At 41.2% G+C, this 23,845-nt stretch carries 23 protein-coding genes and 1 pseudogene; 17 read left to right on the top strand and 7 right to left on the bottom strand.

The genetic code is table 11. From position 1 onward, the window contains the following. Positions 1–11 precede the first annotated feature (11 nt). The 7 genes and pseudogenes from RM368_RS17245 to RM368_RS17215 all read left to right on the top strand — a co-directional run bounded on the left by RM368_RS17245 (position 12) and on the right by RM368_RS17215 (position 8,530). Positions 12–308 (top strand): DUF2288 domain-containing protein, encoded by a 297-nt coding sequence (locus RM368_RS17245; RefSeq protein WP_322695184.1) that lies wholly within the window; start codon positions 12–14, stop codon positions 306–308. A gap of 195 nt (positions 309–503) precedes the next feature. Next, a complete protein-coding gene (locus tag RM368_RS17240; protein ID WP_322695183.1) occupies positions 504–3,005 on the top strand; it encodes an endonuclease MutS2 in 2,502 nt (833 codons plus the stop codon). A 14-nt stretch (positions 3,006–3,019) separates the two neighbouring features. Beyond that, positions 3,020–3,670 carry a Uma2 family endonuclease gene (locus RM368_RS17235; RefSeq protein ID WP_322695182.1) on the top strand — a complete coding sequence of 217 codons (651 nt, stop codon included), beginning with the start codon at positions 3,020–3,022 and terminating at the stop codon, positions 3,668–3,670. Between the two features lie 210 nt (positions 3,671–3,880). Further along, the gene (locus tag RM368_RS17230) at positions 3,881–4,774 is read left to right on the top strand and encodes a hypothetical protein (protein WP_322695181.1); all 894 of its coding nucleotides are present in this window, start codon (positions 3,881–3,883) and stop codon (positions 4,772–4,774) included. Between the two features lie 740 nt (positions 4,775–5,514). Next, a complete protein-coding gene (locus RM368_RS17225; RefSeq protein ID WP_322660741.1) occupies positions 5,515–6,120 on the top strand; it encodes a DUF3038 domain-containing protein in 606 nt (201 codons plus the stop codon). 249 nt (positions 6,121–6,369) lie between these two features. Continuing rightward, positions 6,370–7,971 carry a DUF4335 domain-containing protein gene (locus RM368_RS17220; protein ID WP_322695180.1) on the top strand — a complete coding sequence of 534 codons (1,602 nt, stop codon included), beginning with the start codon at positions 6,370–6,372 and terminating at the stop codon, positions 7,969–7,971. Between the two features lie 276 nt (positions 7,972–8,247). Further along, positions 8,248–8,530, top strand: a pseudogene (locus RM368_RS17215) (YiaA/YiaB family inner membrane protein). A gap of 119 nt (positions 8,531–8,649) precedes the next feature. Here the strand turns inward: RM368_RS17215 and RM368_RS17210 are convergent. The 3 genes from RM368_RS17210 to RM368_RS17200 are packed head-to-tail and all read right to left on the bottom strand — an operon-like array spanning position 8,650 to position 9,746. After that, positions 8,650–9,111 (bottom strand): ferredoxin, encoded by a 462-nt coding sequence (locus tag RM368_RS17210; protein WP_322695179.1) that lies wholly within the window; start codon positions 9,109–9,111, stop codon positions 8,650–8,652. Continuing rightward, complete coding sequence (locus RM368_RS17205; protein WP_322660747.1) at positions 9,111–9,497, bottom strand: DUF1257 domain-containing protein; 387 nt, start codon at positions 9,495–9,497, stop codon at positions 9,111–9,113. The genes RM368_RS17210 and RM368_RS17205 overlap by 1 nt, the downstream gene beginning before the upstream one ends. A gap of 39 nt (positions 9,498–9,536) precedes the next feature. Then, positions 9,537–9,746: a DUF2997 domain-containing protein gene (locus RM368_RS17200; protein WP_094328129.1), complete on the bottom strand. Its 210-nt coding sequence runs from the start codon at positions 9,744–9,746 to the stop codon at positions 9,537–9,539. A 554-nt stretch (positions 9,747–10,300) separates the two neighbouring features. Here RM368_RS17200 and RM368_RS17195 point away from each other — a divergent pair. Then, positions 10,301–10,846 carry a protein-tyrosine phosphatase family protein gene (locus RM368_RS17195; RefSeq protein ID WP_322695178.1) on the top strand — a complete coding sequence of 182 codons (546 nt, stop codon included), beginning with the start codon at positions 10,301–10,303 and terminating at the stop codon, positions 10,844–10,846. Between the two features lie 43 nt (positions 10,847–10,889). Then, positions 10,890–11,579: an SAM-dependent methyltransferase gene (locus tag RM368_RS17190; RefSeq protein ID WP_322695177.1), complete on the top strand. Its 690-nt coding sequence runs from the start codon at positions 10,890–10,892 to the stop codon at positions 11,577–11,579. 10 nt (positions 11,580–11,589) lie between these two features. On the opposite strand, the gene RM368_RS38785 is transcribed toward RM368_RS17190, so the two are convergent. Beyond that, positions 11,590–11,817 carry a DUF6883 domain-containing protein gene (locus RM368_RS38785; RefSeq protein WP_416212240.1) on the bottom strand — a complete coding sequence of 76 codons (228 nt, stop codon included), beginning with the start codon at positions 11,815–11,817 and terminating at the stop codon, positions 11,590–11,592. Between the two features lie 88 nt (positions 11,818–11,905). Further along, entirely contained in the window at positions 11,906–12,973 is a 1,068-nt protein-coding gene (locus tag RM368_RS17185; protein WP_322695176.1) for a PIN domain-containing protein, read from the bottom strand. A 183-nt stretch (positions 12,974–13,156) separates the two neighbouring features. Here RM368_RS17185 and RM368_RS17180 point away from each other — a divergent pair, with 183 nt between their 5' ends. The 6 genes from RM368_RS17180 to RM368_RS17155 all read left to right on the top strand — a co-directional run bounded on the left by RM368_RS17180 (position 13,157) and on the right by RM368_RS17155 (position 17,523). Further along, entirely contained in the window at positions 13,157–13,402 is a 246-nt protein-coding gene (locus RM368_RS17180; RefSeq protein ID WP_190963340.1) for a UPF0175 family protein, read from the top strand. Beyond that, positions 13,399–13,887 carry a DUF3368 domain-containing protein gene (locus RM368_RS17175; protein WP_322679272.1) on the top strand — a complete coding sequence of 163 codons (489 nt, stop codon included), beginning with the start codon at positions 13,399–13,401 and terminating at the stop codon, positions 13,885–13,887. The genes RM368_RS17180 and RM368_RS17175 overlap by 4 nt, the downstream gene beginning before the upstream one ends. 246 nt (positions 13,888–14,133) lie before the next feature. Continuing rightward, positions 14,134–14,985 (top strand): ABC transporter ATP-binding protein, encoded by an 852-nt coding sequence (locus RM368_RS17170; RefSeq protein WP_322695175.1) that lies wholly within the window; start codon positions 14,134–14,136, stop codon positions 14,983–14,985. Continuing rightward, positions 14,942–15,796, top strand: coding sequence for an ABC transporter permease (locus RM368_RS17165; protein ID WP_322695174.1), 855 nt, complete (start codon positions 14,942–14,944; stop codon positions 15,794–15,796). The genes RM368_RS17170 and RM368_RS17165 overlap by 44 nt, the downstream gene beginning before the upstream one ends. Before the next feature lie 19 nt (positions 15,797–15,815). Next, positions 15,816–16,289 (top strand): MarR family winged helix-turn-helix transcriptional regulator, encoded by a 474-nt coding sequence (locus RM368_RS17160; RefSeq protein ID WP_100902601.1) that lies wholly within the window; start codon positions 15,816–15,818, stop codon positions 16,287–16,289. Then, a complete protein-coding gene (locus RM368_RS17155) occupies positions 16,255–17,523 on the top strand; it encodes an MFS transporter (RefSeq protein ID WP_322695173.1) in 1,269 nt (422 codons plus the stop codon). The genes RM368_RS17160 and RM368_RS17155 overlap by 35 nt, the downstream gene beginning before the upstream one ends. A 228-nt stretch (positions 17,524–17,751) precedes the next feature. Here RM368_RS17155 and RM368_RS17150 read toward each other — a convergent pair whose 3' ends face one another. After that, positions 17,752–18,177: a hypothetical protein gene (locus RM368_RS17150; RefSeq protein WP_322695172.1), complete on the bottom strand. Its 426-nt coding sequence runs from the start codon at positions 18,175–18,177 to the stop codon at positions 17,752–17,754. Positions 18,178–18,871: 694 nt separating this feature from the next. Here RM368_RS17150 and RM368_RS17145 point away from each other — a divergent pair. Continuing rightward, on the top strand, positions 18,872–19,546 hold the full coding sequence (locus RM368_RS17145) for a VOC family protein (RefSeq protein ID WP_322695171.1): 675 nt from the start codon (positions 18,872–18,874) through the stop codon (positions 19,544–19,546). Positions 19,547–19,615: 69 nt separating this feature from the next. Here the strand turns inward: RM368_RS17145 and recN are convergent, their stop codons facing one another. Further along, positions 19,616–21,364, bottom strand: a complete 1,749-nt coding sequence (gene recN, locus RM368_RS17140; protein ID WP_322695170.1) for a DNA repair protein RecN — start codon at positions 21,362–21,364, stop codon at positions 19,616–19,618. A gap of 324 nt (positions 21,365–21,688) precedes the next feature. On the opposite strand from recN, the gene RM368_RS17135 reads away from it, so the two are divergent. After that, positions 21,689–23,680, top strand: a complete 1,992-nt coding sequence (locus RM368_RS17135) for an AarF/ABC1/UbiB kinase family protein (RefSeq protein WP_322695169.1) — start codon at positions 21,689–21,691, stop codon at positions 23,678–23,680. Positions 23,681–23,845 lie beyond the last annotated feature (165 nt).

The following is a 23,845-nucleotide window of genomic DNA, read 5'->3' as shown; positions in this document are numbered from 1 at the left end:
ATTGGGAAGTAATGTCGGATTTAAGAGCGGAATTAACAGAAATTTTGGATGAGGCAGAGTGGGAATGGTTAATTCCTCATGTACAAAGAGATGCAGTAATTTTGGTAGCGCTTGAGCTAGACTTGGTGGATGTTGGAGTAGCGATCGCCAGTGATAACATTCCATCAGTGGAACAGTGGATTGATAAACAATTAATTACCAAACCCACAACAGTACAAGTGGGAGAATGGAATGGCGATCGCAGTAAGCGATTTAATACTCTCATCGTTCAACCTTACGTTCTAGTCCAAGAAATAGTTGCTGCCTAATTCGTTTATGTGTTGTTTTGATGGCAGTTGGTGTTGGGGTATTTTATCAGAAAAGATAGTCTAATGTGTCAGTTATTACTTGGTTATTGCCACGGACTATCTGGCTGATTGAATTAAAGCAAAATTTTCTCCTTTAAGATTTATCCATCTAGGAGCTAGAATTGTTACCATAATTTCAGATTAGATATTGAAACCTTGATCCAATCTGAAACCTTAGAATTATTAGAATGGCATCGCCTGTGCCAGCACCTTGCCACCTTTGCCGCAACTAAGCTGGGGGCGACAGCTGCGCGTCATCTGAAAATACCTGATTCTCAGACCCAAAGCGAACTGTTGTTAGAGCAAACCAAAGAAATCTACCAACTGGAAAGTTGCCTAACCACGGGACTGTCATTTGAAGGAATTCAAGATATTGGCGATTCCCTAGAACGAGCAGAACGCAGTGGAGTTTTGGCAGGAGAAGAACTGTTAGCGATCGCTACTACCCTCGCTGGTGCCAGAAATTTGCGCCGTGTCATCGACAATCAAGAAGATTTGCCGATATTGACTGATTTGGTTGCCGATTTGCGGACTTATCCCGAACTAGAACAGGAAATTCACCGCTGTATTGATGAACGGGCCCAGGTAACTGACCGCGCAAGTCAAAAACTGGGAGAAATTCGCACAGACTTGCGGCGAGTACGCAGCCAAATAACTCAAAAGCTGCAAAATATCTTACAGGCAAAATCTGGCGCAGTTCAAGAACAGCTGATTACGCAACGGGGCGATCGCTTTGTTATCCCCGTAAAAGCACCCCAAAAAGATGCTATTCCCGGTATAGTTCACGATACCTCTACCAGCGGTGCCACCCTGTATGTGGAACCGAATTCAGTAGTGCCTCTAGGCAACCAACTGCGGCAAATTATCAGAAGAGAGCAAGCCGAAGAAGAAACGATTCGCCGCATTTTGACTGAACAAGTAGCCGCAGTTAAACCAGATTTAGAGAGATTGTTAGCGATCGCCACCACTTTGGATCTGGCAACCGCTAGATCGCGATATAGTTTCTGGCTAGGAGCAAACCCTCCTCGATTTATCCAGCGCGAAGACAGGGAAATGATTACCTTGCGGAACTTGCGACATCCTCTGTTAGTGTGGCAGCAACAGCACGAACAAGGGCAACCAGTAGTTCCTGTAGATTTACTGATTAGTCCACAAATTCGGGTAGTGACAATTACGGGGCCTAATACTGGCGGTAAAACTGTAACTTTAAAAACTTTGGGGTTAGCAGCATTAATGGCCAAAGTGGGTTTATTTGTCCCCGCCCGCGAACCAGTAGAAATACCTTGGTTTGATAAAGTGCTGGCAGATATTGGCGATGAACAATCCTTACAGCAGAGTTTGTCTACATTCTCTGGACACATCCGCCGGATTAGTCGGATTTTGGAAGCATTGGGGAATGGGGAAGTAGAGGAACAGGGGAGCAGGGGAGCAGCACTTCGGCTACGCTCAGTGACCGAGGAGCAGAGGAGCAGCACTTCGGCTACGCTCAGTGACCGAGGAGCAGAGGGGGAACTTTCTACTTCTAACTCAGCACTCGTTTTACTTGATGAAGTCGGCGCAGGAACCGATCCAGTGGAAGGTAGTGCCTTAGCGATCGCTTTGTTGCAATATCTTGCCAACCATGCCCAGCTAACGATCGCCACTACTCACTTCGGCGAACTAAAAGCCCTGAAATACGAAGACGATCGGTTTGAAAATGCCTCTGTAGAATTTGACGAAAGTACTCTGTCGCCGACTTATCGTCTGCTGTGGGGCATCCCCGGACGTTCTAACGCCTTAACTATTGCCCTGCGCTTGGGATTAAAACCAGAAGTTGTACAACAGGCAAAAACCCAAGTTGGAGAAGCCACAGATGAAGTTAACCAGGTAATTGCTGGGTTAGAAGCGCAACGCCGCCGCCAAGAAACCAAAGCTGCGGAAGCCCAAGTTTTGTTACAGCAAGCGGAACGTTTATATAAAGAAGTATCTGCAAAAGCCGCAAGTTTGGAGGAAAGGGAAAGCAGTTTGCGGGCTTCCCAGGAAATAGCAGTCCAACAAGCGATCGCTCAAGCAAAAGGTGAAATTGCCCAAGTAATTCGCCGTTTGCAGAAAGGTACGCCCACAGCCCAAGAGGCGCAGCAAGCTACTAATGCTTTGAATCAAATTGGCCAGCAATATCAGCCAGCAGCGCCAGCAAAACCAAAAGTTGGGTTTATGCCCAAGATAGGCGATCGCATCCGGGTTCCCAAATTGGGACAGATAGCAGAAGTGATCGCTGCTCCCGATCAAGATGGTGAGTTAAGCGTTCGCTTTGGGCTAATGAAGATGACTGTGAAGTTAGAAGACGTAGAATCTTTAGACGGTCAAAAAGCCGAACCAGTTGTCAAACCCAAACCAGCCCCAGCAGCAGTAACCCCGCCACCACAAAATGTCCCAGAAATTCGGACTTCCCAAAATACCATCGATTTGCGTGGTAAACGCGTGGCTGATGCCGAATACATTTTAGACAAAACCATTTCGGAAGCTACAGGCCCAATCTGGATTATTCACGGCTATGGCACTGGTAAGCTACGACAAGGAGTTCACGCCTTTTTGCAACAGCATTCCAGAGTGAACAACTACGAACCAGCAGAACAAGCAGATGGCGGCACTGGTGTTACCGTTGCTCACATCAAATAAAAAGCAGGAATGCTATGTTACTTGAACTCAATCAACTAATTGTTAGAGCCGGTCATCAGTTGTTGATTAAAGATGTCTCTTGGTCGGCATACAAACGCATTTTAGCAGAACTAGGAGACAATCGCAGTTCGCGGATAGGTTACAGTCAAGGGGTGCTAGAAATAATGGCTCCATTGCCAGAGCATGAAGTAGCTAAAGTTATTATTGGCGACTTGGTAAAAGTTTTATTAGAAGAACTTGATCTGGAATTTTGGAGTTTGGGTTCTACAACTTTTGATCGGGAAAGTATGGATGCTGGGGTAGAACCCGATGATTGTTTCTATATCCAAAATGAAGCTAAAATTAGGGGCAAAGATAGAATCAATTTAGAAACTGACCCGCCTCCAGATTTGGCTATTGAAATTGATATTACCTCTCGCACTCGTTTTAATAATTATCAATCTTTGAGAGTACCGGAACTGTGGCGATGGAATGGAAGTAAGTTAGAAATAAACGTGCTTTTTGATGGTAAGTATGTAGAATCAAATACCAGTTATATTTTCCCCAATCTCTCAATAAACCAAGTGATTCCCGAATATTTGATGCTAAGTAAAACCAATGGCAGAAATGCGACAATCAAAGCATTTCGTGTGTGGATAAGACAGCAAATTAGTAGCCCTATTTAGTTTAAATTATCAGAAATGCCTACTCAAAAAAGTTATAGCTAGTCGGATAAAAATAGTGATATTTTGCTATTTATCCCTTACAAAACTAAACATTAGGAGATTTACGAAGCGTGGTTTACAGGTTAGCAAACCACGCTACTTACCTTTTATTTAATACCTATAATTAGCAGACATTAATATTCTAATTAAATAAAATATATCATAAATTATATGGATATAGAAATAGAAACTCTACAAGAAGCTGAAGCAGTAATTGAAAGTGACATAAGAGCCAAAGTCACGAGGCTAGACTTGAGTTTTTCTCATAGGTATAGGGATTCTGTTATTCCTGATTCTATCGGCGACATATTAAGTTTAGAAGAATTAACAATTTATAGTAAATCGTACAATATAGTTTATGGAATTGAACAAATACCAAGAACTATTGGAAAGCTAACTAACTTGAAAATACTTAAGATTTATGATTTATGTGAATTAGAATATCTACCTGAAAGTATCGGTAATATTACAAATTTAGAAGTTTTGCACATTGCTGATTGTTCACGCTTGAAAGCAATACCAAACAGTATTGGTAAACTCAAAAATCTTAAGCGGTTAGAGTTGATGGAATCAATGAGACCGCTTGCTAATTTTGAGAATTTACCTGACAATATTGGAGAACTTAGTTCTTTAAAAAAACTGATAATTAACTCTACAGTTATACAATCACTACCGAATACTATAGGTAATCTTAGTAATTTAGATTATTTAGAAATCAGCCGCAATCCCAAACTACATAAGTTACCAGATACTATTGGCAAACTGCAAAAATTAACAGTTATGAGGCTTGAAAGGGGATTTTTAAGTTCTTTGCCAGAGAGTATTGGTGAATTGCGAAATCTTAGAGAACTAATTATTAATGACAATAAATTAACTCAATTACCAGGGAGTATAGGTGTCCTGACTAAGTTAGAAAAGTTAGAGCTTATAAACAATCAGTTAACCGGATTACCAAATAGGATTGGGAATTTATCTGGACTTAAGAACAGTATACTTCTCTATGGGAATCCTCTAAAGTCTCTTCCTGAAAGTGTTTTCAATTTACCATTTGAAATAGATTGGTGATGATTATAGAGTGATTTGCTTGGGTGAAGTAATGAAATTAAGCCATATTTAAGCATAAGTTTTGGTAAATATCTAAACTATACTATTACCTCTGCCCATTAACTTTGTAAATGAGTTCTGATATCTGCATGGTTTGTGGTTAAAGTTATAGTACCAACTTAGTTGGAATAAATCAATTGCCAACATCTTCAAACGCTGACTTTATCAAATTTTTAAGTTTGTCATCAGTTTTATTCATGGAGGCGTCAATCGTCCTGATGTTGCCCAGCCTATACTGAAATAACAGGCTGCACACAAGTAAAACTCAGTTGGGGTAATGTCCAGTAGCAAAAAGTGCCTTTAGGAAATAGGATAAATATTTGTAGAGTAATTATGTATATATTAAGACCAAGTAATAAATATCAAGAAATTTCAAAATTTGAAAATGCAAACAAATTAGGAGGTATTCTACATAATTACTTAGCGATCGCTAGCGGTTAGCATTCAAAACAATAGTTTATTTATACTCTGATGCGGAGCTAACAGCGAAAGTCGGGTAAACCTTAATTAGAATTGATAATTTTTTACTTTGTCGAAAATAAATTTTCATCTAGAGTAAGACAAAGATACCTACTGTGTACCACATATAAAAGCTAGCTGAAGCCTCCGGCTCATAGCTATCTATGGGAAACCAAGCTTGATTCTTAAGAGTCTGGTTTCAAAATGGGTAACAGCAACATCCCCTATCAGCTCGATCACCTATGCTAAAAGTTATGCACTCGGCCGCCAACTCAGCCACTCCAAATTCCCAGTGGGAGGATTTAATCAAGCTTCCAGCCCCAAACACGGTTCAATGGGACAATATCAAAACCCAATTAGACTTGGTGCTGTTAGCGCTAGAAACCTTAACTGGGATTGGTTCAGAGGCAATGCTTTCGGCGGCAACCGATCTGAATTTAGAGTCAAGAGTGCCAGACCGCGTAGCTTTATGGCGATTGCGCCAATCAAATCCTCTACGCAAAGGTCAAGGAGGGCGAAAAAAACTAGATGTCGAAGAAGCGCGATCGCTTGTTTTGATCGTCTGCTACCTAGCCAAACAGCACCAGGAATTGATTCGCCGTGCTGTCGGTCTGTTAGAACAAATGGCAGAAAATAACCGGGAACCTCACCAGGCTGCTTTACTTGGAGACTATATTGATGCTTTTTGCAACACCTACCAAGAGCGGATGGAAGAGGACGAGCAAATCTCAACGGATTTACTAACTAACCTGGCCTTAAAACTGCTTGTAGATTTACTTTTTTACAGCGCTCCTGGTGGGCATCGCCGTCTCTGGCTAGCACTTATAGACCGTTCAACAAAATTTTAAATTTTAGATTTGAAATTCCTCAACCAAAATTCGTTTTCAAAAGTTTGCTAGGTAAGGATTCCTTTTTGATGGTCATTAGTTCTTGAGCGATGCACTATCAACAATGCTTCTTCCTTGCACGCCAGTTTGCATCACAGAAGGAACCTGACAAATTTCTGAGTGGAAGAATCCACCGTTCCAACTTTTCTTTGCAAGCAACTGGCTCAATTTTTGCAAAATCCCAATATAGTCTTCTTCGTAGTTCCTGTCATGCCTCTATCAAATTCAGTTATTCGTTGCTATACACCACCGACTTGCACGCTAGAAGTATTCGCGCAAAGCTCACCTCTGTCTCGTTGGATGGGGAAAACTGTCCTCAAACATCTGAGTTTTGAGCTACGTTTTGACGATCCCCGACTTCCAGAAGAACAAAGAGTTCCAATTCGGGGCGATCGCGAGCAACTTGAAGCTTTATGTGATGCCGTCACCAACTATGTACAGCAATTCCTCCAACAGTCTCCAGAAAGCTTTTGGGTCAGTTTCCCCAGTACCCAGGAGTCAAGCACAGCACTGGATGAGCCAGAATTAAAGTCTTCAACAAAAACATTAAATGCTTTTAGTAACCAGATTCCAGGGGCAAATATCCACTTAGAACCAAGCAGCTATTTAACTCACAACCTATTTCTTGGTTCTCTGGCCAACTATTCCTCCGGCCCCGTAATTCAACTCAGTTTGCTGCAACTATTCGATTTGGCAAGTGCTTTAGATGAATACTCAACTGATGTCATGGCACTTCCAACTCTCAACAGCACAGGTTCGACTCTGAGGTTTCCTGCTTGGGCGCCTGTTGCCGCAGTATTAGTATTAGGTGTAGGTTTTTTACCAGTTACTTGGCAATATGCTAACAATATTAGAGAAAAGCAACAACAGACAGCCAAAACATCAAATTCAGAAGCAGTAAAGACTGCTCTAGAACCTTCATCTTCACTAAACTTTCCCACCCCTGAACCTGGGCTAACCCCTCCATCAAATAATTTGCTAGGTTCTACACCTCCACTTTCCACATCCACTTTACCCCAAGCACCTCTAACAGCCCCTAGTTCTAGTAGTTTCTCTCCACCGCCACCAAATACGTTGACAATACCTCAAGGGACGACTGCAACCCTTCCTAGTAATCGAGCGAGCGCACCATCCAAGAAAATCCCAGGTCAGGAAATTGCCATATTACCAAATCTTGGACAGAATTCAACCGGGTCAAGTCCCCAAGCCGGTGCTATCCCTCAACTGCGGAATTTGCCACCTAGACTATCTTCTAACGCCAATAGCTTACCAACTAATATCTCACCAGTCCTCCCTCCATCTCTTGACACCATACCCAATAAGAATCGTGTCAATACCCCAGCCCAACCCTCCCCACTAACTTCACAACAGCTAGACGAAACAATTAGTTCTTTACAGCAATCTTCTGCTGGAGAGAAACCTACTTCACAACTTCCCTCCTCTAGAACTGCTGCTAATAATCCATTTATCGATCAATTAGGGGACGCAGGTAAAAACCCTACATCCAGAGAAGTAGCTACTGACACATTATTTGACACACCGCAAGTAGCAGAAGCTAGACAATACCTAACAAAGCGTTGGCAACCGCCTACTGGACTGGGACAAACATTAGAGTACAGTTTGATAGTTGGTGTTGACGGCACAATTGAACGAATTTTCCCCCTTAATAAGGCAGCAAGAGAATTCGTTGATAACGCCGGGATGCCTGAAGTTGGCAAACCTTTTGTTTCCGCTAATAAAAATGGACAAAATGTCAGAATTCGAGTTGTTCTCAGTCCTGATGGCAAGGTACAGACTTTTCCCGATGAATAACTAAACTCATCCTTTTAATGCCACTTGTAAAACTGGTACAAATTTTGTGCCAGTTTTTACTGACTACATTGCTCTTAAGCTCACTTGTTGAAATCCAGTTACGCAACTGGTCTTACTATTAATTACCAGTAAACCTACCAATAAATATAATTCTTCTTAACTTCAATTTTCCAAAACTAAACTATAGATACAAGTCTGGAAACCCAGATTAAATCTTACACTTCTTAATTACAAATTAATAATTGGTATTAATAACTCATATCAAAGGTAGAAAATATGCAAACAATTGGTATCCAAAAAGATAGTGCAGCTTGGATTATTCAAACTTGGGTAGCTTTTGTGATTTCTATTTCTATGACCACCTTCGATATTGTAAACTTACCTGTAAATGCTTGGGTGAAAGGCTTTATAGATATGAGTATGCTTTCTCTGTTGGCTCAACTTTACTTTTGCAAAAACTACTAGAGAGTTGCACGAAACTAGAAGATTAAGCGCTAGGTTAGACGAGGCAAAAGTAGAAAAATTACTTTTACAACACGATCATCTAAATTTTAAATGAAGAGAGTTAGTTCTTACAGGGAATTCAAAATTATCCTGACATCAGAAATTAACTACATAACGAAAAACAAAAGGACTGAATATTCCAGTCCTTTGTTATATTGATTTAACGTTTTTATCTTAATAACGGGATTTTTTGGTTTTTGACTTTTGCTTTTTACGCCGACGTTGGCTAGCAGCAACTGCCTCTTCTACAGGATAACCTATTAAAGGAATTACCTGATATTTGCGTTCTTCTTCTAACTTTTTCAGTTCAGTGTAATCAACCCAGTGAATGCAATCAACCGGACAAGTGTCAATTGCTTCTTGGATAATTTCTTCAGCGTCCCCATCTTGCCGAACCACGCGCGATCGCCCGTAATCTGGTTCAATATAAAAGGTGTTACGCGCAACATGAGCGCAATGCTTGCAACCAATACAGGTGATTTCGTCAACATAAACACCATTTTGGCGCAGTACACCACCTAATTCCGGTTCCAAACCAGAACGTTCTGGGGCATCCCGTAAAAAACCCCCTAATTCTGGTTCCAAACCGGAACGGTTATCTTCTTGTTCTTCCGGTGACGGCAGAAAATCAGCCATTACGCACTCCAGCGCTGTACTACCAGGCGAATTGAACCATCTTCATTTTTTTGTTGTTCAGAAACTTGAAAACCAACACGAGCAGTTTCTTTCAGAACTGTTTGATAAGCATAGCGCTGTGTTACTTGGCGCAAAAATCCATCTACAGATAGGTCTTGTTGCCAATATTGCAAGTCAGCCACCAATTCATATTCTTTGCCATTCCATCTAAAGCCGATGTCATAGCCATTTTCCTGCTCAATACTAACTTCCGCAGGATGGGTTTGACCGCGATAGCCACGAACTTCGCGCGGGCCGGGTTTCCAGTCTACGCCCAATTCAGTCAAAGCATCTTTCAAAGAATCAAGGTTACGGATTTGAGTCTTAATTTGGCTAAAGTGTGACATGGTGGTTGTGAATTAATAACACTAAACTACTGTGAAAACTTACCAATCGCTGTAAGTGGTGTGTGTATTCGCCACATTAGATTGCTGCACCTTGGCGGCGAAATATTCTGAGGTTGGCTCATGATTAAGTACTTGCCCCAGCTGCGCCTCTATTGCTGCTGTAACTTCAGCGCAAGAATTACCCACAATGCCAGTGACTTTCTCTTGTACCCGACCGTCTGGATAGATTATGAACTCTAATGTCTCCATTCTTTTGGCCAACCAGGATAAGTACGATTAAATTGTACTGCCTTAGCAGAAGGCTACAAATATAGCCGTAGGAACATTTTTACTAGTTACTAGATACAAACTTGCCATTTGTTAACTAATGTTCCATCTTTCAACATATATATCTCATAATCTTTACAAAACTTATTAATATTATAAGCACACACGTCAGTATTTAGTTAGTTTCTCTTAACCTCATTGATTAGTCAAGGTAACAACTGAAGCTTGCTAAGTAAGCTGCAAAAGTCCTAAAAACAAGCATTAGAGGTAGTATAGCCAGCAAATAATTCACAAAAATATAAAATTTATTGAAAAACTTTATTCTTAGCATTCGTTCTACCTTATTATTCTCCAGGTAGATTTAGATGCAGTGCAGTATAACTCTAAAGTAATATAGTGTGTATACGTAGGTATTGTATTAGGCCTTTAGATATCAGTTACTTTAGCTGGCATCGGCTGTAGAAAGATTTTTAAAGTGCGTTCGCTATTTTCTGCCATTAATAAGATTTATCAACCTCGACTCTAGACATTTAAATATGTACAAATTTGCCCCAGCTTGGGAGAAGGAGCAAATAGTCTTTGGTGCTGCACGACCTGGATATTCTGATAAGAACGTTCAGGATTGGATAGAATTCATGAAGCGCCAAAATATCAAGCGTGTTTGCTGTCTTCTTGATGAACAACAGCTAGCTTTTTACTCTAATCTTCTAAACACATACAAACAAAAATTTGGGAATCAACTAGTTTGTTGGGCACCAATTGCAGATTTCCATTTAGCTGATTTAAAAACCCTCACACATAAAATACTTCCTTTCTTAATAGAAGCAGATAAAGAAAATGAGAAAGTCGTTGTTCATTGCTCTGGTGGAATTGGGCGTACTGGACATGTGTTAGTGGCATGGCTAGTTAGTGTCCGAGGATTATCAAATCAAGCTGCAATAAATGCTGTCAAAAAAACAGGTAGAAATCCTTATGAAGCGGCGATCGCTGCTATATTTAGAGGTAGAAATCCCTTGAAAGTTATAAAAGAACTTAACGCGCTTCTGAATGATTGCCGTCTCTCAGTGAATAAAACATTTTGATGCTATCATCCTGTTTAATCAGTCTATTGACGAGGTAAATTCTATGGCAATGGTTCTTGATAAAGTAGTTCCTTTTGGGAGGTCAATGGATGAATATATAAAAATATTCAATTTAACAAATGCAGATTTAAATAAAAAAATTATTGGAATTGGAGATGGGCCAGCAAGCTTTAATGCAGAATTGACACGTCAGGGTAAAAGTGTAGTTTCTGTTGATCCACTGTACCAATTTTCTGGTAATGAAATATTGCAAATATTTAATGAAGTAGTAGATAATATCATTAATCAAGTCAAGTCTACAACGAATGATTGGGTATGGAGCTATCATAAATCTCCAGATGATTTACGACACAATCGAGTGAAAGTTATTCAAGAATTTCTGTCTGATTATGAAACTGGCAAAAAGAGCAATAGATACGCAGTCGGTGAATTGCCAAAATTAGCTTATGAGAATCAAGAGTTTGAGCTAGCTCTTTGTTCGCATTTATTATTTTTATATTCAGATCATCTCGATTACAATTTTCACTTAAATTCAGTAGGTGAGATGCTGCGTATTGCTAAAGAAGTCCGAATATTTCCCCTCATAACTTTAATGTGGAAACACTCACAACATTTAGATGAAATAGTAAAATATTACACTTCAATGGGTTATAAAATAGATATTGGAAAGGTTGAATACGAATTCCAGCCTGGTGGAAATAAAATGTTGAAGATAACCAGAGATGTTATATAATTCGTATTCATCAAAAATTGGTATAACTATTACGGTAGCATCTCATAACCATTCGGTGAACTTCATGCGTTTTGACTGTTTCCAAAAGAATTTGGCATAATTCCTCAGCATTGTCTGCTGTCATACCTAAGATTGATGAAAAGAGACGAGCTTTATCTTTGCCTTCATCATGCTCTGGATTGAGGCAGTAGTCACGCAGTTTACAAATATCAACGGATGTATTTTCTGCATTTGGGATTAGATTAGTTGAACTAGAGCTTTGATATTCTCAAACGTGATTTGATGCGAGTTATCTCAAAATTAGTATAGGCGATCGCTTCCTACAGTTAGATAGGATAGATTGCTTCAATGTTGGTAAACTCAAGTGAATCATCTGACACTGTAGCTGAGATGTCAGCGCCTAGTTCAGCATAACAGTTTAAAACACGAGTATATGGAAAATCATCATCTATGTCTTCATAATAATCGCTATAAAAGTTAGTGCTTCTTGGAGCATTAACTCTTATACACTCTACACTCGCCTCTACATTTATACCGCACCCTATACTAACTTCTATACTATGCTCATCAAAATCCCAGATCAACACTGGCTCAGTGATTTCAACATTTAAATGCCTAATATGTTCTACAAACATTGGCTCATAGTAATTTCGATAATCAGAATCAGAAATGTGAAAGTAAGAATTCCTAACTTCCTTCAAGCGTTCACGAACGCTATTTACAACTTCATCCAAATTAAGTCTCGCTTGAACCCACTCAAGATTTATATGTTCAAATCGTTCTGCATGTTCTTTGTTGAAAGCTTCGGGTGAAGGGTAATATAAAGCTGTTAAGCCATTTTGAGCTAGATCACCTACAAGTTCCTGACGCAATGAAGTTTTGTCTGGGGCCGCAAAATCTTTTGTATTTTGAGAAATGAAGACATATTGTTCTCCATGTCTACGTTTTTTACAAGTTTCAATAAATAATAACCAAATGATTGTATCTCTGAGTTCTTTCCCAGATTCAATACATGGTGGTATTCTTTCCGTAGCTCTTTGCATCGCTTCACGTAAAACAGAAGGCTCAAGAGGAATGCGGAACAAACGTCTACTTCGGACAAGTTTTTCTAAATTTTCCTCCCATGCAGTCAATGTGCGCTTAAATACTTCTGTAGCCTCAAACTGAGGTGTATCTCTTATTCCTATTCGTTCGGCGTTCTTAATTGCAGCTTCAATATTGTTAGCTCGTGCAGTCACTTCTCTTTTGAAATGAGCACGAACTTCCATCTCAACAGGTTCAAGCAGTAACACTTGTGAAAAACGCTTCTCAGCGAAGTCTAGAAGTACTCGCATCTTTTGTGAGCGGAACCAAGGATCGGCAATTATGACATTTGCATCAATAACTATATCCATCAATACATACCTTTATCATGTATTTTATGAAGCAATCTAAGCTATTTAGTGTACAGAAAATTTCTGTACGTACACCCTAACGTGTGGAAGCCTGAGTTACCAATACTGACTGCAAATTTACTTCATTCTCACTTGGCGATGCCCAAGCTGCTTAGAATAGTAGTGATAGAAAGGATTGTAATTATGAACGTCGTCATTCCTAATGAAATATTAATCGCAACTCGGATGACTGAAGGCGAAATGAAGCAGGAAATTGCAGTGATGCTGTTTCAAAAAGAAAAGTTAACTCTTGCTCAAGCCAGTCGGTTTGCAGGTATGAATCGTATAGCATTTCAGCATCTACTCGCAAGTCGTCAAATTTCAGTGCATTATGGGGTCGAGGATTTTGACCAAGATATAGAAAACTTGCGGGCGATGGGTAGACTGTGATCGTTGTCAGTGATACTTCACCCATTAATAACCTCGCCGCCATTAACCATCTTCATTTACTACAACAGCTTTACGGAACAGTTCTAATTCCTGAAGCTGTTTACCGAGAACTAACTGATCCCAATTTTCCAGTTGCAGGTGCAATTGAAGTCCAAACTTTTATCTGGATTCAAACTCGTCCAGTTCAAGATCGAACATTGGTTGAAGCACTCAGCAATGAACTGGATATTGGTGAAGCTGAAGCGATCGCTCTAGCGCTGGAAATGAAAGCAGATCAAGTTTTGATTGATGAACGTCGTGGTCGCATGGTTGCAGCTAGGCTAAATCTTGGTTACACAGGAATTTTAGGGATTTTGGTTGAAGCTAAAAGTCAAAAGCTGATTTTTGCTGTGAAACCTTTGTTAGATGCTTTGATTAACCAAGCAGGATTCTGGGTGGCAGAACCTTTATACAAGAGGGTTTTGCAGCTTGTTGATGAAAATTAAATGTGGCATAGACTTTATAACTGAGCAGCAGTAGGCATTCTAAAAATCTTTTCACCTATTAACTTTCCTAGCAAGTGTTTGCGGTTAATTTGCCAGTGATACTTCGCCCATCAATAACTTTGCCGCCACTTTACTGAGTTTCCTTTTACTCTGATTCAAATTTCCACCAGAAGTCTATTGACTTCTGGTAAATCTATTGAGAAGCTAATAGTTAGATTTACTAACTAATAGAAGTGCATCAAACTTGTGACAATACTGACAGGAAAAATAAATCGATCGCAACCTCAAGAAGAACCAAAACCGTTGATTTTGGAAACTCAGGGACTCACACGCCGTTTTGGTAAGTTAACCGCAGTTAATAACCTGAGCATATCTGTAGAACAGGGCGAAGTATTTGGACTGCTTGGCCCCAATGGCGCAGGGAAAAGTACAGTTATTAAAATGTTGACAACCTTGTTGCCTATCAGTGCAGGGAAAGCAACCTTAGCTGGCTATGACGTGGCTCGTCAATCTAATCCTGTGAGACGGGCTATCGGCTATGTACCCCAAGCGCTCTCTGCTGATGGTAGTCTCACGGGATACGAAAATCTCTTAATCTTCGCCAAGCTGTATGGAATACCTGCCAAAGGACGCGATCGCCGTATCTATGAAATTCTAGAATACATGGGTTTGCAAGATGCGGCGAAACGCTTGGTACGAAACTACTCTGGTGGGATGATCCGCAAGCTGGAAATTGGCATATCAGTTCTACATCAACCCCAAATTCTGTTTCTTGATGAGCCGACTGTCGGACTAGATCCCATCGCTCGAACTCAAGTATGGCAGCTTGTATTACAACTCTGTGCTGATTACGGCACAACTATATTTTTAACAACCCACTTTTTAGAAGAAGCGGATAGCTTATGCAACCGAGTGGCTATTATGCAGCAAGGTGAAGTCGTTACTACAGGTACACCAAGCGACTTAAAAGCTTCTTTAAATAACCCAAATGCAACTTTGGATGATGTCTTTATTCACTATACAGGCAACCAGTTAACATCAGGAGTCAACTATCGTGACACAGCAAGAACCAGACGTACTGCTCAACGGTTGGGTTAAAGCACCACCCACTGTCCGAGGAAATTCGATCTCTGCAATAAAAGAGCTAGTTACAAAAACTCTGGCGATCGCAGAATTAGAAATACGTAAACTTCGCCACGATCCCACTGATTTAATAGTTCGAGCTGTGCAACCAACCTTATGGCTGCTAATTTTTGGGCAAGTTTTCACCCGCACTCGTGCCATTCCTACAGGGAACTTACCCTATTTGGACTTCATTTCTGCTGGTATTTTGGCTCAGAGTATTTTGTTTGTGGCAATTTTTAGTGGTGGAATGACGCTAATCTGGGAGCGAGATTTAGGCATTGTCCATAAATTTTTAGCTAGTCCTACGCCTCGTGTGGCGATGGTGTTGGGCAAAGGTCTAGCATGTGGGGTACGGTGCTTATCTCAGGTAATATTCATTTACGGATTGGCATTTTTATTAGGTGTCAAACTAAATCTTTATCCTCTAGCTATTCTCCAAGTACTGCTGCTAGTCATACTGGGGGCGGGAACATTTTGTATTTTTTCATTAATTATTGGCTGTTTGGTGAAAAGCCGAGAAAGGATGACGGGTATTGGACAATTGTTAACCATGCCGTTATTTTTTGCGAGCAATGCCATCTATCCCATCTCGTTGATGCCCAGTTGGTTAAAGTTGATTTCCCATTTAAATCCGTTGACTTATCTGGTTGACGGCTTACGTAGCACCATGCTGTTAAACGGCACTAGCATCTATGGCTTTGGTCTGGATTGTACAATTCTCTTATTCACATTAATAATTTTGGCCATTCTAGGTGGAAAACTTTATCCACGGGTGGCCATGTAACTAGGAGAACAACAAGCCCATGACCTTGGATAAACCTAATCAAGGTGCAACTTCCGAAGAATGTGCCGCTAGAGTAATGGAAACAGTTCCATTAGTGATGCGGTTTATCCGAGCGGATATGCGTGCCCATAGTGCCGCTTTTTTATCCATACCTCAATTGCGATCGCTAGCATTTATCAACCGCAATCCTGGTGCTTCATTATCTGACTTAGCAGAGCATTTAGGTGTCACCTCTGCTACAGCATCAGCAACCATTGAACGTTTGGTACAACGCGACTTCGTGAAACGGATTGCTCATCCTCAAGAGCGGCGGCGGGTGCTGCTCAATTTAACTGAAGATGGAAAACACCATCTCAAGCAATCTCAAGATCAAACTCGCGCTCATATTAGCGATCTGCTCAAAGGTCTTTCAGAAGACCAAATTTCCAATATTGAAGAAGGCTTAACTCTACTAAAAAATGTCTTCGAGAAAACAGAACTCAAAGCCCCATAACTTTGAGGTTGCACAACACGATCCCTTTGCAGCCTTTAAGTTTCGAGACTATCGGCTATTTACCATTGGACGGCTGGTGCTGTTCGTGGGGTCGCAAATGCAAACTGTAGCTATCGGCTGGGAACTCTATGAGCGGACTAACTCAGCGATCGCTTTAGGTGGTGTAGGACTGGCGCAAGTCCTACCGATGATTATTCTCACCTTAATTGCCGGAGATGTTGCCGATCGCCGCGATCGCAAACTCACCATGTTACTCTCGGTAATGTTGCTAGCCCTCTGCTCCCTAGCTTTAGGGGTGCTTTCCTATACTCAAGGGGCAATTTTTCTAATTTACGCCTGCTTAGTATTAACAGGTGTCGCTAGGGCATTCCTCAAACCTGCCAGTGATGCTTTGATGTGGCAATTAATACCTGTCAGTGCGTTTACCAATGCAGCTACTTGGAATAGTAGTAGCTTTCAATTGGCTGCTGTTGTTGGCCCAGCCTTCGGGGGATTTGGGATTGCGCTATTGGGAAGTGCTACAGGAGTTTATGTGTTAGCTGCGATCGCAGCGTTGCTGTGTTTTATTTTAACGTTGGCGATCGAACAGCAAAAAGTCATCCGCAAAACTGAGCCAATCTCATTTCAAGCACTTGCAGCCGGTGCTAAATTTGTTTGGCAGAATCAGTTGATTTTAGCAGCGATTACATTGGATATGTTTGCTGTATTGTTGGGTGGTGCGATCGCATTGTTACCCATCTTTGCCAAAGATATTTTACATGTGGGGCCAGTGGAGTTGGGATATTTACAAGCAGCCCATTCCATCGGTGCTTTGACTATGGCGATTACACTGGCGTATATACCACCGTTACGCAAAGCAGGCCCAGCCTTATTATGGTCAGTGGTTGGTTTTGGGGTTGTCACAATTATCTTTGGACTTTCTCGTTCCTTTTGGCTGTCTATGTTGATGCTGATCCTTGGTGGCGCACTAGATAGTATTAGCGTTGTGATACGCCATACATTAGTTCAAATCAGAACACCGGATCATTTACGCGGTCGGGTTGCTGCTATTAATAGCGTGTTTATTAGTGCCTCAAATGAATTAGGCGGCTTTGAGTCCGGCTTGACTGCTGCTTTATTTGGCCCGGTGATTTCCGTTGTGGGTGGTGGAATTGGCACAATTTTAGTAGTGATTGCTACAGCTATGATTTGGCCAGGAATTCGTAAGTTAGGAGCTTTGCAAGAGTATAAATAAATTTAAAATGGCAGTATTAGATGATGGAGTTATATCCACTACTAAGTCTTCCATAGATAATAAAAATCCCACCCTATGTAAAAGCTACAAAATTATAATTGTTATCTTTTGCTAGGATGGGATTTTTGTTTAGTGAAAGTTGCACATCACATAATTAAAAGATAGATCAACCCAGACTTTTGGAATTATGTATAACTTGAATTTGCCTTTCAATTTATACAATTGCCACTAAGCAGTTGGGCCACCACCACCAAAACTTGGTACACTGCCTCCAGTTGGAATACCATACTTAGAAGGGTCGAAGCTATCAGCCGTTGGAATACCATACTTAGAAGGGTCGAAGCTATCAGCCGTTGGGATGCCAGAGCTACCTAAACTAAAGCTGCCTTCTTTTGGAATACCATACTTAGCAGGATCGAAGCTGCCTTCTTTGGGAATTCCATACTTATCAAAATCAAAGCTGTCAGCCGTTGGGATGCCATACTTAGCAGGATCGAAACTGCCTTCTTTGGGAATTCCATACTGATCAAAATCGAAGCTGTCAGCGGTTGGGATGCCAAAAGCGCCTCCAGATGCGAAAGGATCGCTGGAGTTGCTAGCCTGACCACCACTATTAACGGGATTACCAAAAACAGAATTTGAATCAGATGCCATTAGAGTTAATTCTCCTATTAGGACATAAATTTGGCTTCATTAATAAATATCACAAAGCACAATTAAGCTTCATCTGTAGCTTTTTTATTGTTTTTTTAATTTCTAATCTTGAGCTTTTAGGACTAAATTACAGAGTTTTTTTAGAAAATTTACTAAATCCAAAAAACACTTGTAATTAATGCTATTTACCTAAAAAATATATAAAAACTCACTGAGCTATACAATGAAAAATCTTTAGATGCTTATGTCAAATCTTTAGATACTTTTTCTATTGCAATTTGCAGGGTAAACTCATTTAAATTTGTATAGATCGGACTTGACAAATTGGCTTCATAAGTAGAGAGACTATAATGCTGTATTTGAAAATTTCAAATAACAAATTGCTCGTATACTTGAAAAATTATCTAGAGTGGGAGGGCAACAAAGCTGTTCCTGGCTTGCTAAATGCAGCGTCTCGCCCAGAAGAATACAAAGAGACAAGCTACTACGTAGCTTTCATCGGGAATAAAAGGAAGAGATAAGTTAAGAATTATTCGGCGCCAGTTTAGAGACAGTTAGTATTATTAGTTACTATAATTGCCTTGCGGGTGTCTGAGATTAGCTCAAAGTATTTGACTATAATAGTAGATATAAACCTTGTTTCTAAGCCTCAAATTTGAATAAATACTATAGATTGTTTTTATAGGTGAGCATTATGAACAACAACCTTCCATTAGATCCTAGAAAAGGTTTTAACTTAGCCAAAACTTCAATGAATCAGGAGTCGCCTTTTGTAGAAAATGATGGATTGCTATTGTATAAAGATAGGTGCAAGACTCCAGAATTTCTAAACTCATCTTTTTGCATACATCTCTTTGATGAACGGGTTATCGTAGATCACTATGTACTGTTGTTTCCTGATTCAGAAGCTCTTACAGACTATGCTAAAGCTCTGATTAACTATGATGCCAAAATTACTGAAGGGCCAGGAAAATGGCCTGATGATTTTTGTCCTGAGCAAAATCTATTGCCTGAAGATGCTAGTATGTACTTTCTCTCAGCCTTAATGCCGTCAGGCATGATTTTGGTACTGCTTGCGCCTAACGCACCAGATGAACAGATTGCTAACTTATTCCAACAGCAAGGTTTTAATACTGTCCATCACGTTGCCATTCTTGTTGATGATATCTATACAGCAGCAGAAGTATGGCAGAAGAAAGGTTTTATTCCTCTGTCTCTAACTCCTCAAGAAGATGATTCCTTGTGCCAATGGTTTTTCCGCAATTGGGCAGGGCAAATTATAGAGCTAATCTGTCGGCAATGTATGGGCAAAGAGACTTTTTCCTGTGAGAATATTGCTGGTTTACGGCTTTCAGAATTGGCAGCCTAAATTTATAATTCGTAATTAGTAATACTCGCCAAAGGCGAGAAGCAAGCTACGTAATTCGTAATTATTTGGTCAAGTATGCTTCGCGCGACGGTGGTTAGCAGCTTGTAATAATAGAGATTCTGCAAAAGCGATCGCATCAGTTGCAGATTTACCACCAGCCAACTGCGCTAATTCTTCCCGGCGGGTGTTTAAATTATCCAAGGTAGTAACTCTAACAACGGTACGCTGTTCGGCATTATCATTGTTGGCTTTTTTACCTTTACCTTGATTGATAGTTTGCTTATCTACACGAAAATGCCGATCGGCCATTGCCGCAACTAAAGGTTGATGGGTAACACATAACACCTGGTTGTGTTGACTTAGCTGGTATAATTTTTCTGCGATCGCTTGGGCTACCCTTCCCGAAACCCCGACATCAATTTCATCAAATACCAATGTCCCGGCTACATCAACTTGAGAAAAACAAGCTTTCAGCGCCAGTAAAAAACGGCTCATTTCGCCACCAGAGGCAACTTCTGTTAAAGGTTGCAGTGGTTCACCGGGGTTGGAACTAAATGTAAAGGTAATTTTGTCTGCTCCCATCGCAGTTGGGAAAGCTGGTAATATTTCAACCAGAAATTTCACCTTTTCCATCGCTAGGGGTTTGAGTTCAGCTATCAAACGCGATTCTAAATTGGCCGCCGCCTGACTCCGCAATTGAGTTAACTGATTACTTGCTTGGGTAAGTTTCTCAAAACACGTCTTTTCTTGCTGTTCTAACTTTTCGATAGATTGTTCGCTGTCGTTAAGTTGGGCTAATTCCCCTTGGATACGTTGGTAATAAGCGATCGCTTCTTTTAGTGTCGGCCCATACTTGCGACAAATTTGCTTTAACTCCTGAATCCGTTCTTCCACCTCTTCCAATCGGTGCGGATCTGCTTCTAAACCGTCCCCATAAGCATTAATTTGCCTTCCCACTTCCATTACCGCAGCTTGCGCGTCCCGTACCAACTCCAATAGGGGTTGTAGTTGGTTATCGTATTCCACCATGTCATTTAATGTCGCCTCACTGTCTCCCAATAAATCACTTGCGGCGGGAGTTTCATGATCGTTTTGATACAAAGCCTGATAAACCTTGTAACTCATTTGTTGCAAATCGACGACATGATTCAGGCGTTCCCGTTCTTGTCCCAACTGTTCCAATTCATTAGGTTCGCCCAGATTCGCTGCTCCCAATTCCTGCACTTGATAAGCGAGCAAGTCGAGTTGTTGCAATCGTTCCCGTTCCGATGTCCGGCGTTTTTCTAGTGCTAAATGCGCCTGTTGGTAAGCACTGAAGCTTGCGGCGACTTTATGACGTTGCTGCATTAGAGAGTCGCCCCCATACAAATCTAACCAGTCGCGGACTTGGGCAGATTGTCCTACTTGTACAGTTTGACCTTGGGCGGTGATTTCCACCAAGCGATCGCGCATTCCTGCCATGATCTGCCGATTTACCAACACACCATTCACCCGCGATCGACTGCGGACATTACTCGTAGTGGCTGTGATTTCTCGGCTAATGACTACAGAATTTTCATCAAGCAAATCTATTTCTTGTTCGGTCAACCAAGCGGCTAGGGGAGGGTTTGAGGTGAAAGTAGCTTCTACCATCGCCCGACTTGTCCCCGTGCGAATGACTCTACTAGAGACTTTACCGCCCAAAGCAGCATCAATGGCATCTAAGATAATCGATTTTCCAGCGCCGGTTTCACCTGTTAACACATTTAGTCCCGCGCCAAATTCTAATTCCAATTGGTCAATTAGGGCAAAGTTTTCAATTCGCAGGCAAAGCAACATCAAGCCAAATTCTCCATGAGGGCAGATGCCGGATAATTCTAATTTACAGGATAATAAGTCTCATCTTTGAGCAACTAGCAATACCTAATACTATTGAACTAGTATGCCCGTTTAAGTGTAGCAGACTAGTGGGGAGTGGGGAGCAGGGAAAGAAGCAAGGGAGCAGGCTTGCCGCGAGCGTAGTCGAACGAAAGCAGGGAGCAAGGGAATTTTACCCTTTGCCCCCCGCATCCTGCCCCTTTGCCTCTTTCAATGCCCAATTCCCAATTTCTAAACATATTGTTACAATACTTAATGTGATCGTTCTGACTGGTGGCCTTCTTCATGATTGTTAAGACACTTCCCCCTAGTTCCCGACCGATTCAAGAGGACAGTCGCAACGGCACAAATCGCCGAGGCGACGAATTAAATGTTATTGATGTAGTGCCAGAAGATGGTACATCAACGTTAGCTGTACGCTCACCAAGACTTTTAGCAGCCCAAAAGGTGAGAACAGCAGCCCAACCTGAGACGCTTTACGATCCCGTGGGCATAGCGGCGCATTATCGAAATAGAAAAGTGCAAGTTTTACGGCGGATTTTTGCCGTGTTGGGGCCAACTCTATCCTTTGTGTTTGGATTGTGGTCGGATAGTAAACGGGGAATTGTCGTCAAAAATGACCGCCGCCGAGCCACTCAGCTACGAGTATTGCTGACCCAATTAGGGCCTGCTTACATCAAAATTGGACAAGCTTTATCCACCAGACCGGATCTAGTTCCTCCCGTATACCTAGAAGAATTAACTAAATTACAAGACCAATTACCGCCTTTTCCCAACGAAATTGCTTACCAGTTTATTCAAGAAGAATTAGGCGCACCTCCAGAAGAGGTTTACGCCGAACTCTCGGCACAGCCAATTGCTGCGGCTTCATTGGGGCAAGTGTATAAAGGTAAGCTAAAAACTGGTGAAGAAGTCGCTGTTAAAGTTCAACGCCCCGACTTAAGAGAGGGAATCACCATTGACTTGTATATTTTGCGTAACCTCGCCGCTTGGGTGCAGAAAAAAGTCAAACGGGTAAGAAGTGACTTAGTTGGGATTCTTGATGAATTAGGCGATCGCATTTTTGAAGAGATGGATTACATCCATGAAGGTGAAAATGCCGAGCGATTTTTCGAGTTATATGGTCATATAAAAGACGTATACGTACCGAAAATTTACTGGGAATACACCAATCGTCGCGTCCTGACGATGGAGTGGATCAACGGCACTAAATTAACCCAGACAGAAGAAATTAGTGCCCAAGGGATAGATGCTCGTTATCTCATTGAAGTGGGTGTGCAGTGTTCCCTGCGCCAGCTGCTAGAACATGGATTTTTCCATGCAGATCCCCACCCTGGTAATTTGTTAGCGACAACCGATGGCAAATTAGCTTATCTCGACTTTGGGATGATGAGCGAGATTAAGCCACCACAGCGTTATGGTTTGATAGAAGCGATCGTCCACGTTGTCAACCGCGACTTTGAAGGATTAGCAAAAGACTACGTGAAGTTAGATTTCTTATCACCAGAAACCGATTTAACACCAATTATCCCAGCTTTTGCCAGAGTTTTTGCTGATGCCCAAGGAGCCAGTGTTGCCGAACTCAACATTAAAAGCATCACCGATGAACTATCAGCCTTGATGTATGAGTATCCTTTCCGCGTACCGCCCTATTACGCCTTAATTATTCGTTCCCTGGTGACGCTCGAAGGTATTGCAATATATATAGATCCAAACTTTAAAGTTCTCAGCGAAGCTTATCCCTACGTTTCTAAACGTCTGTTAACAGACCCAGCACCGCAATTAAGAGCATCATTACAAGATTTGCTCTTTAAAGATGGCAGATTTCGCTGGAATCGCTTAGAAAACTTGTTAAAAAATGCGCGTAATAGTCAAGACTACGACTTTAATTTAGTGCTAAATCAAGGGATAGAATTTCTATCATCTGAACGTGGTGCTTTTATTCGTGACAAGCTAGTAGATGAATCTGTTAACGGACTCGATGCTTTCGGTAAAAATGTTTTACATAACTTTACCTCCTTGTTACGAGAACGGGTAGGATTGACAGCAGTTAATAAAACTCCAGCGGCCACGGTTGAACAACAACAAACCTTGGAGCATATAAAACGTATATTAGGTATTCTCCGAGAAACAAGAGGCTTTGACCCAGTGCAAATTACATCCCAAATTACTCAGTTATTGGTAAATTCAGACGTACAACGTTTAGGTCAACAAATTGCCAACCGCTTCACGCAGAAAGCTGTGGCCAGGTTAATTCGGCAATTATTGGCATCTTAATAAAAGTTATGAGTTAAAAACTTTATTTAACTCATAAATCATTCATTCTAGAACACCAATTCAGTAATCCTCGAAGAACCTCTCCCCCTACCCTCTCCTACAAGGCTACGGTGTATACACAAGTCTTAAAAACCTAGCCTTAAGTTAGGGTCGGGGTGTGCATTA

It is taken from the genome of Nostoc sp. DedSLP03 (genome assembly GCF_034530815.1).
In the GTDB taxonomy this organism is placed as follows: domain Bacteria; phylum Cyanobacteriota; class Cyanobacteriia; order Cyanobacteriales; family Nostocaceae; genus Nostoc.
The sequence above is the reverse complement of the archived record's forward strand: the minus strand, read 5'-3'. Positions and strand labels throughout refer to the sequence as shown.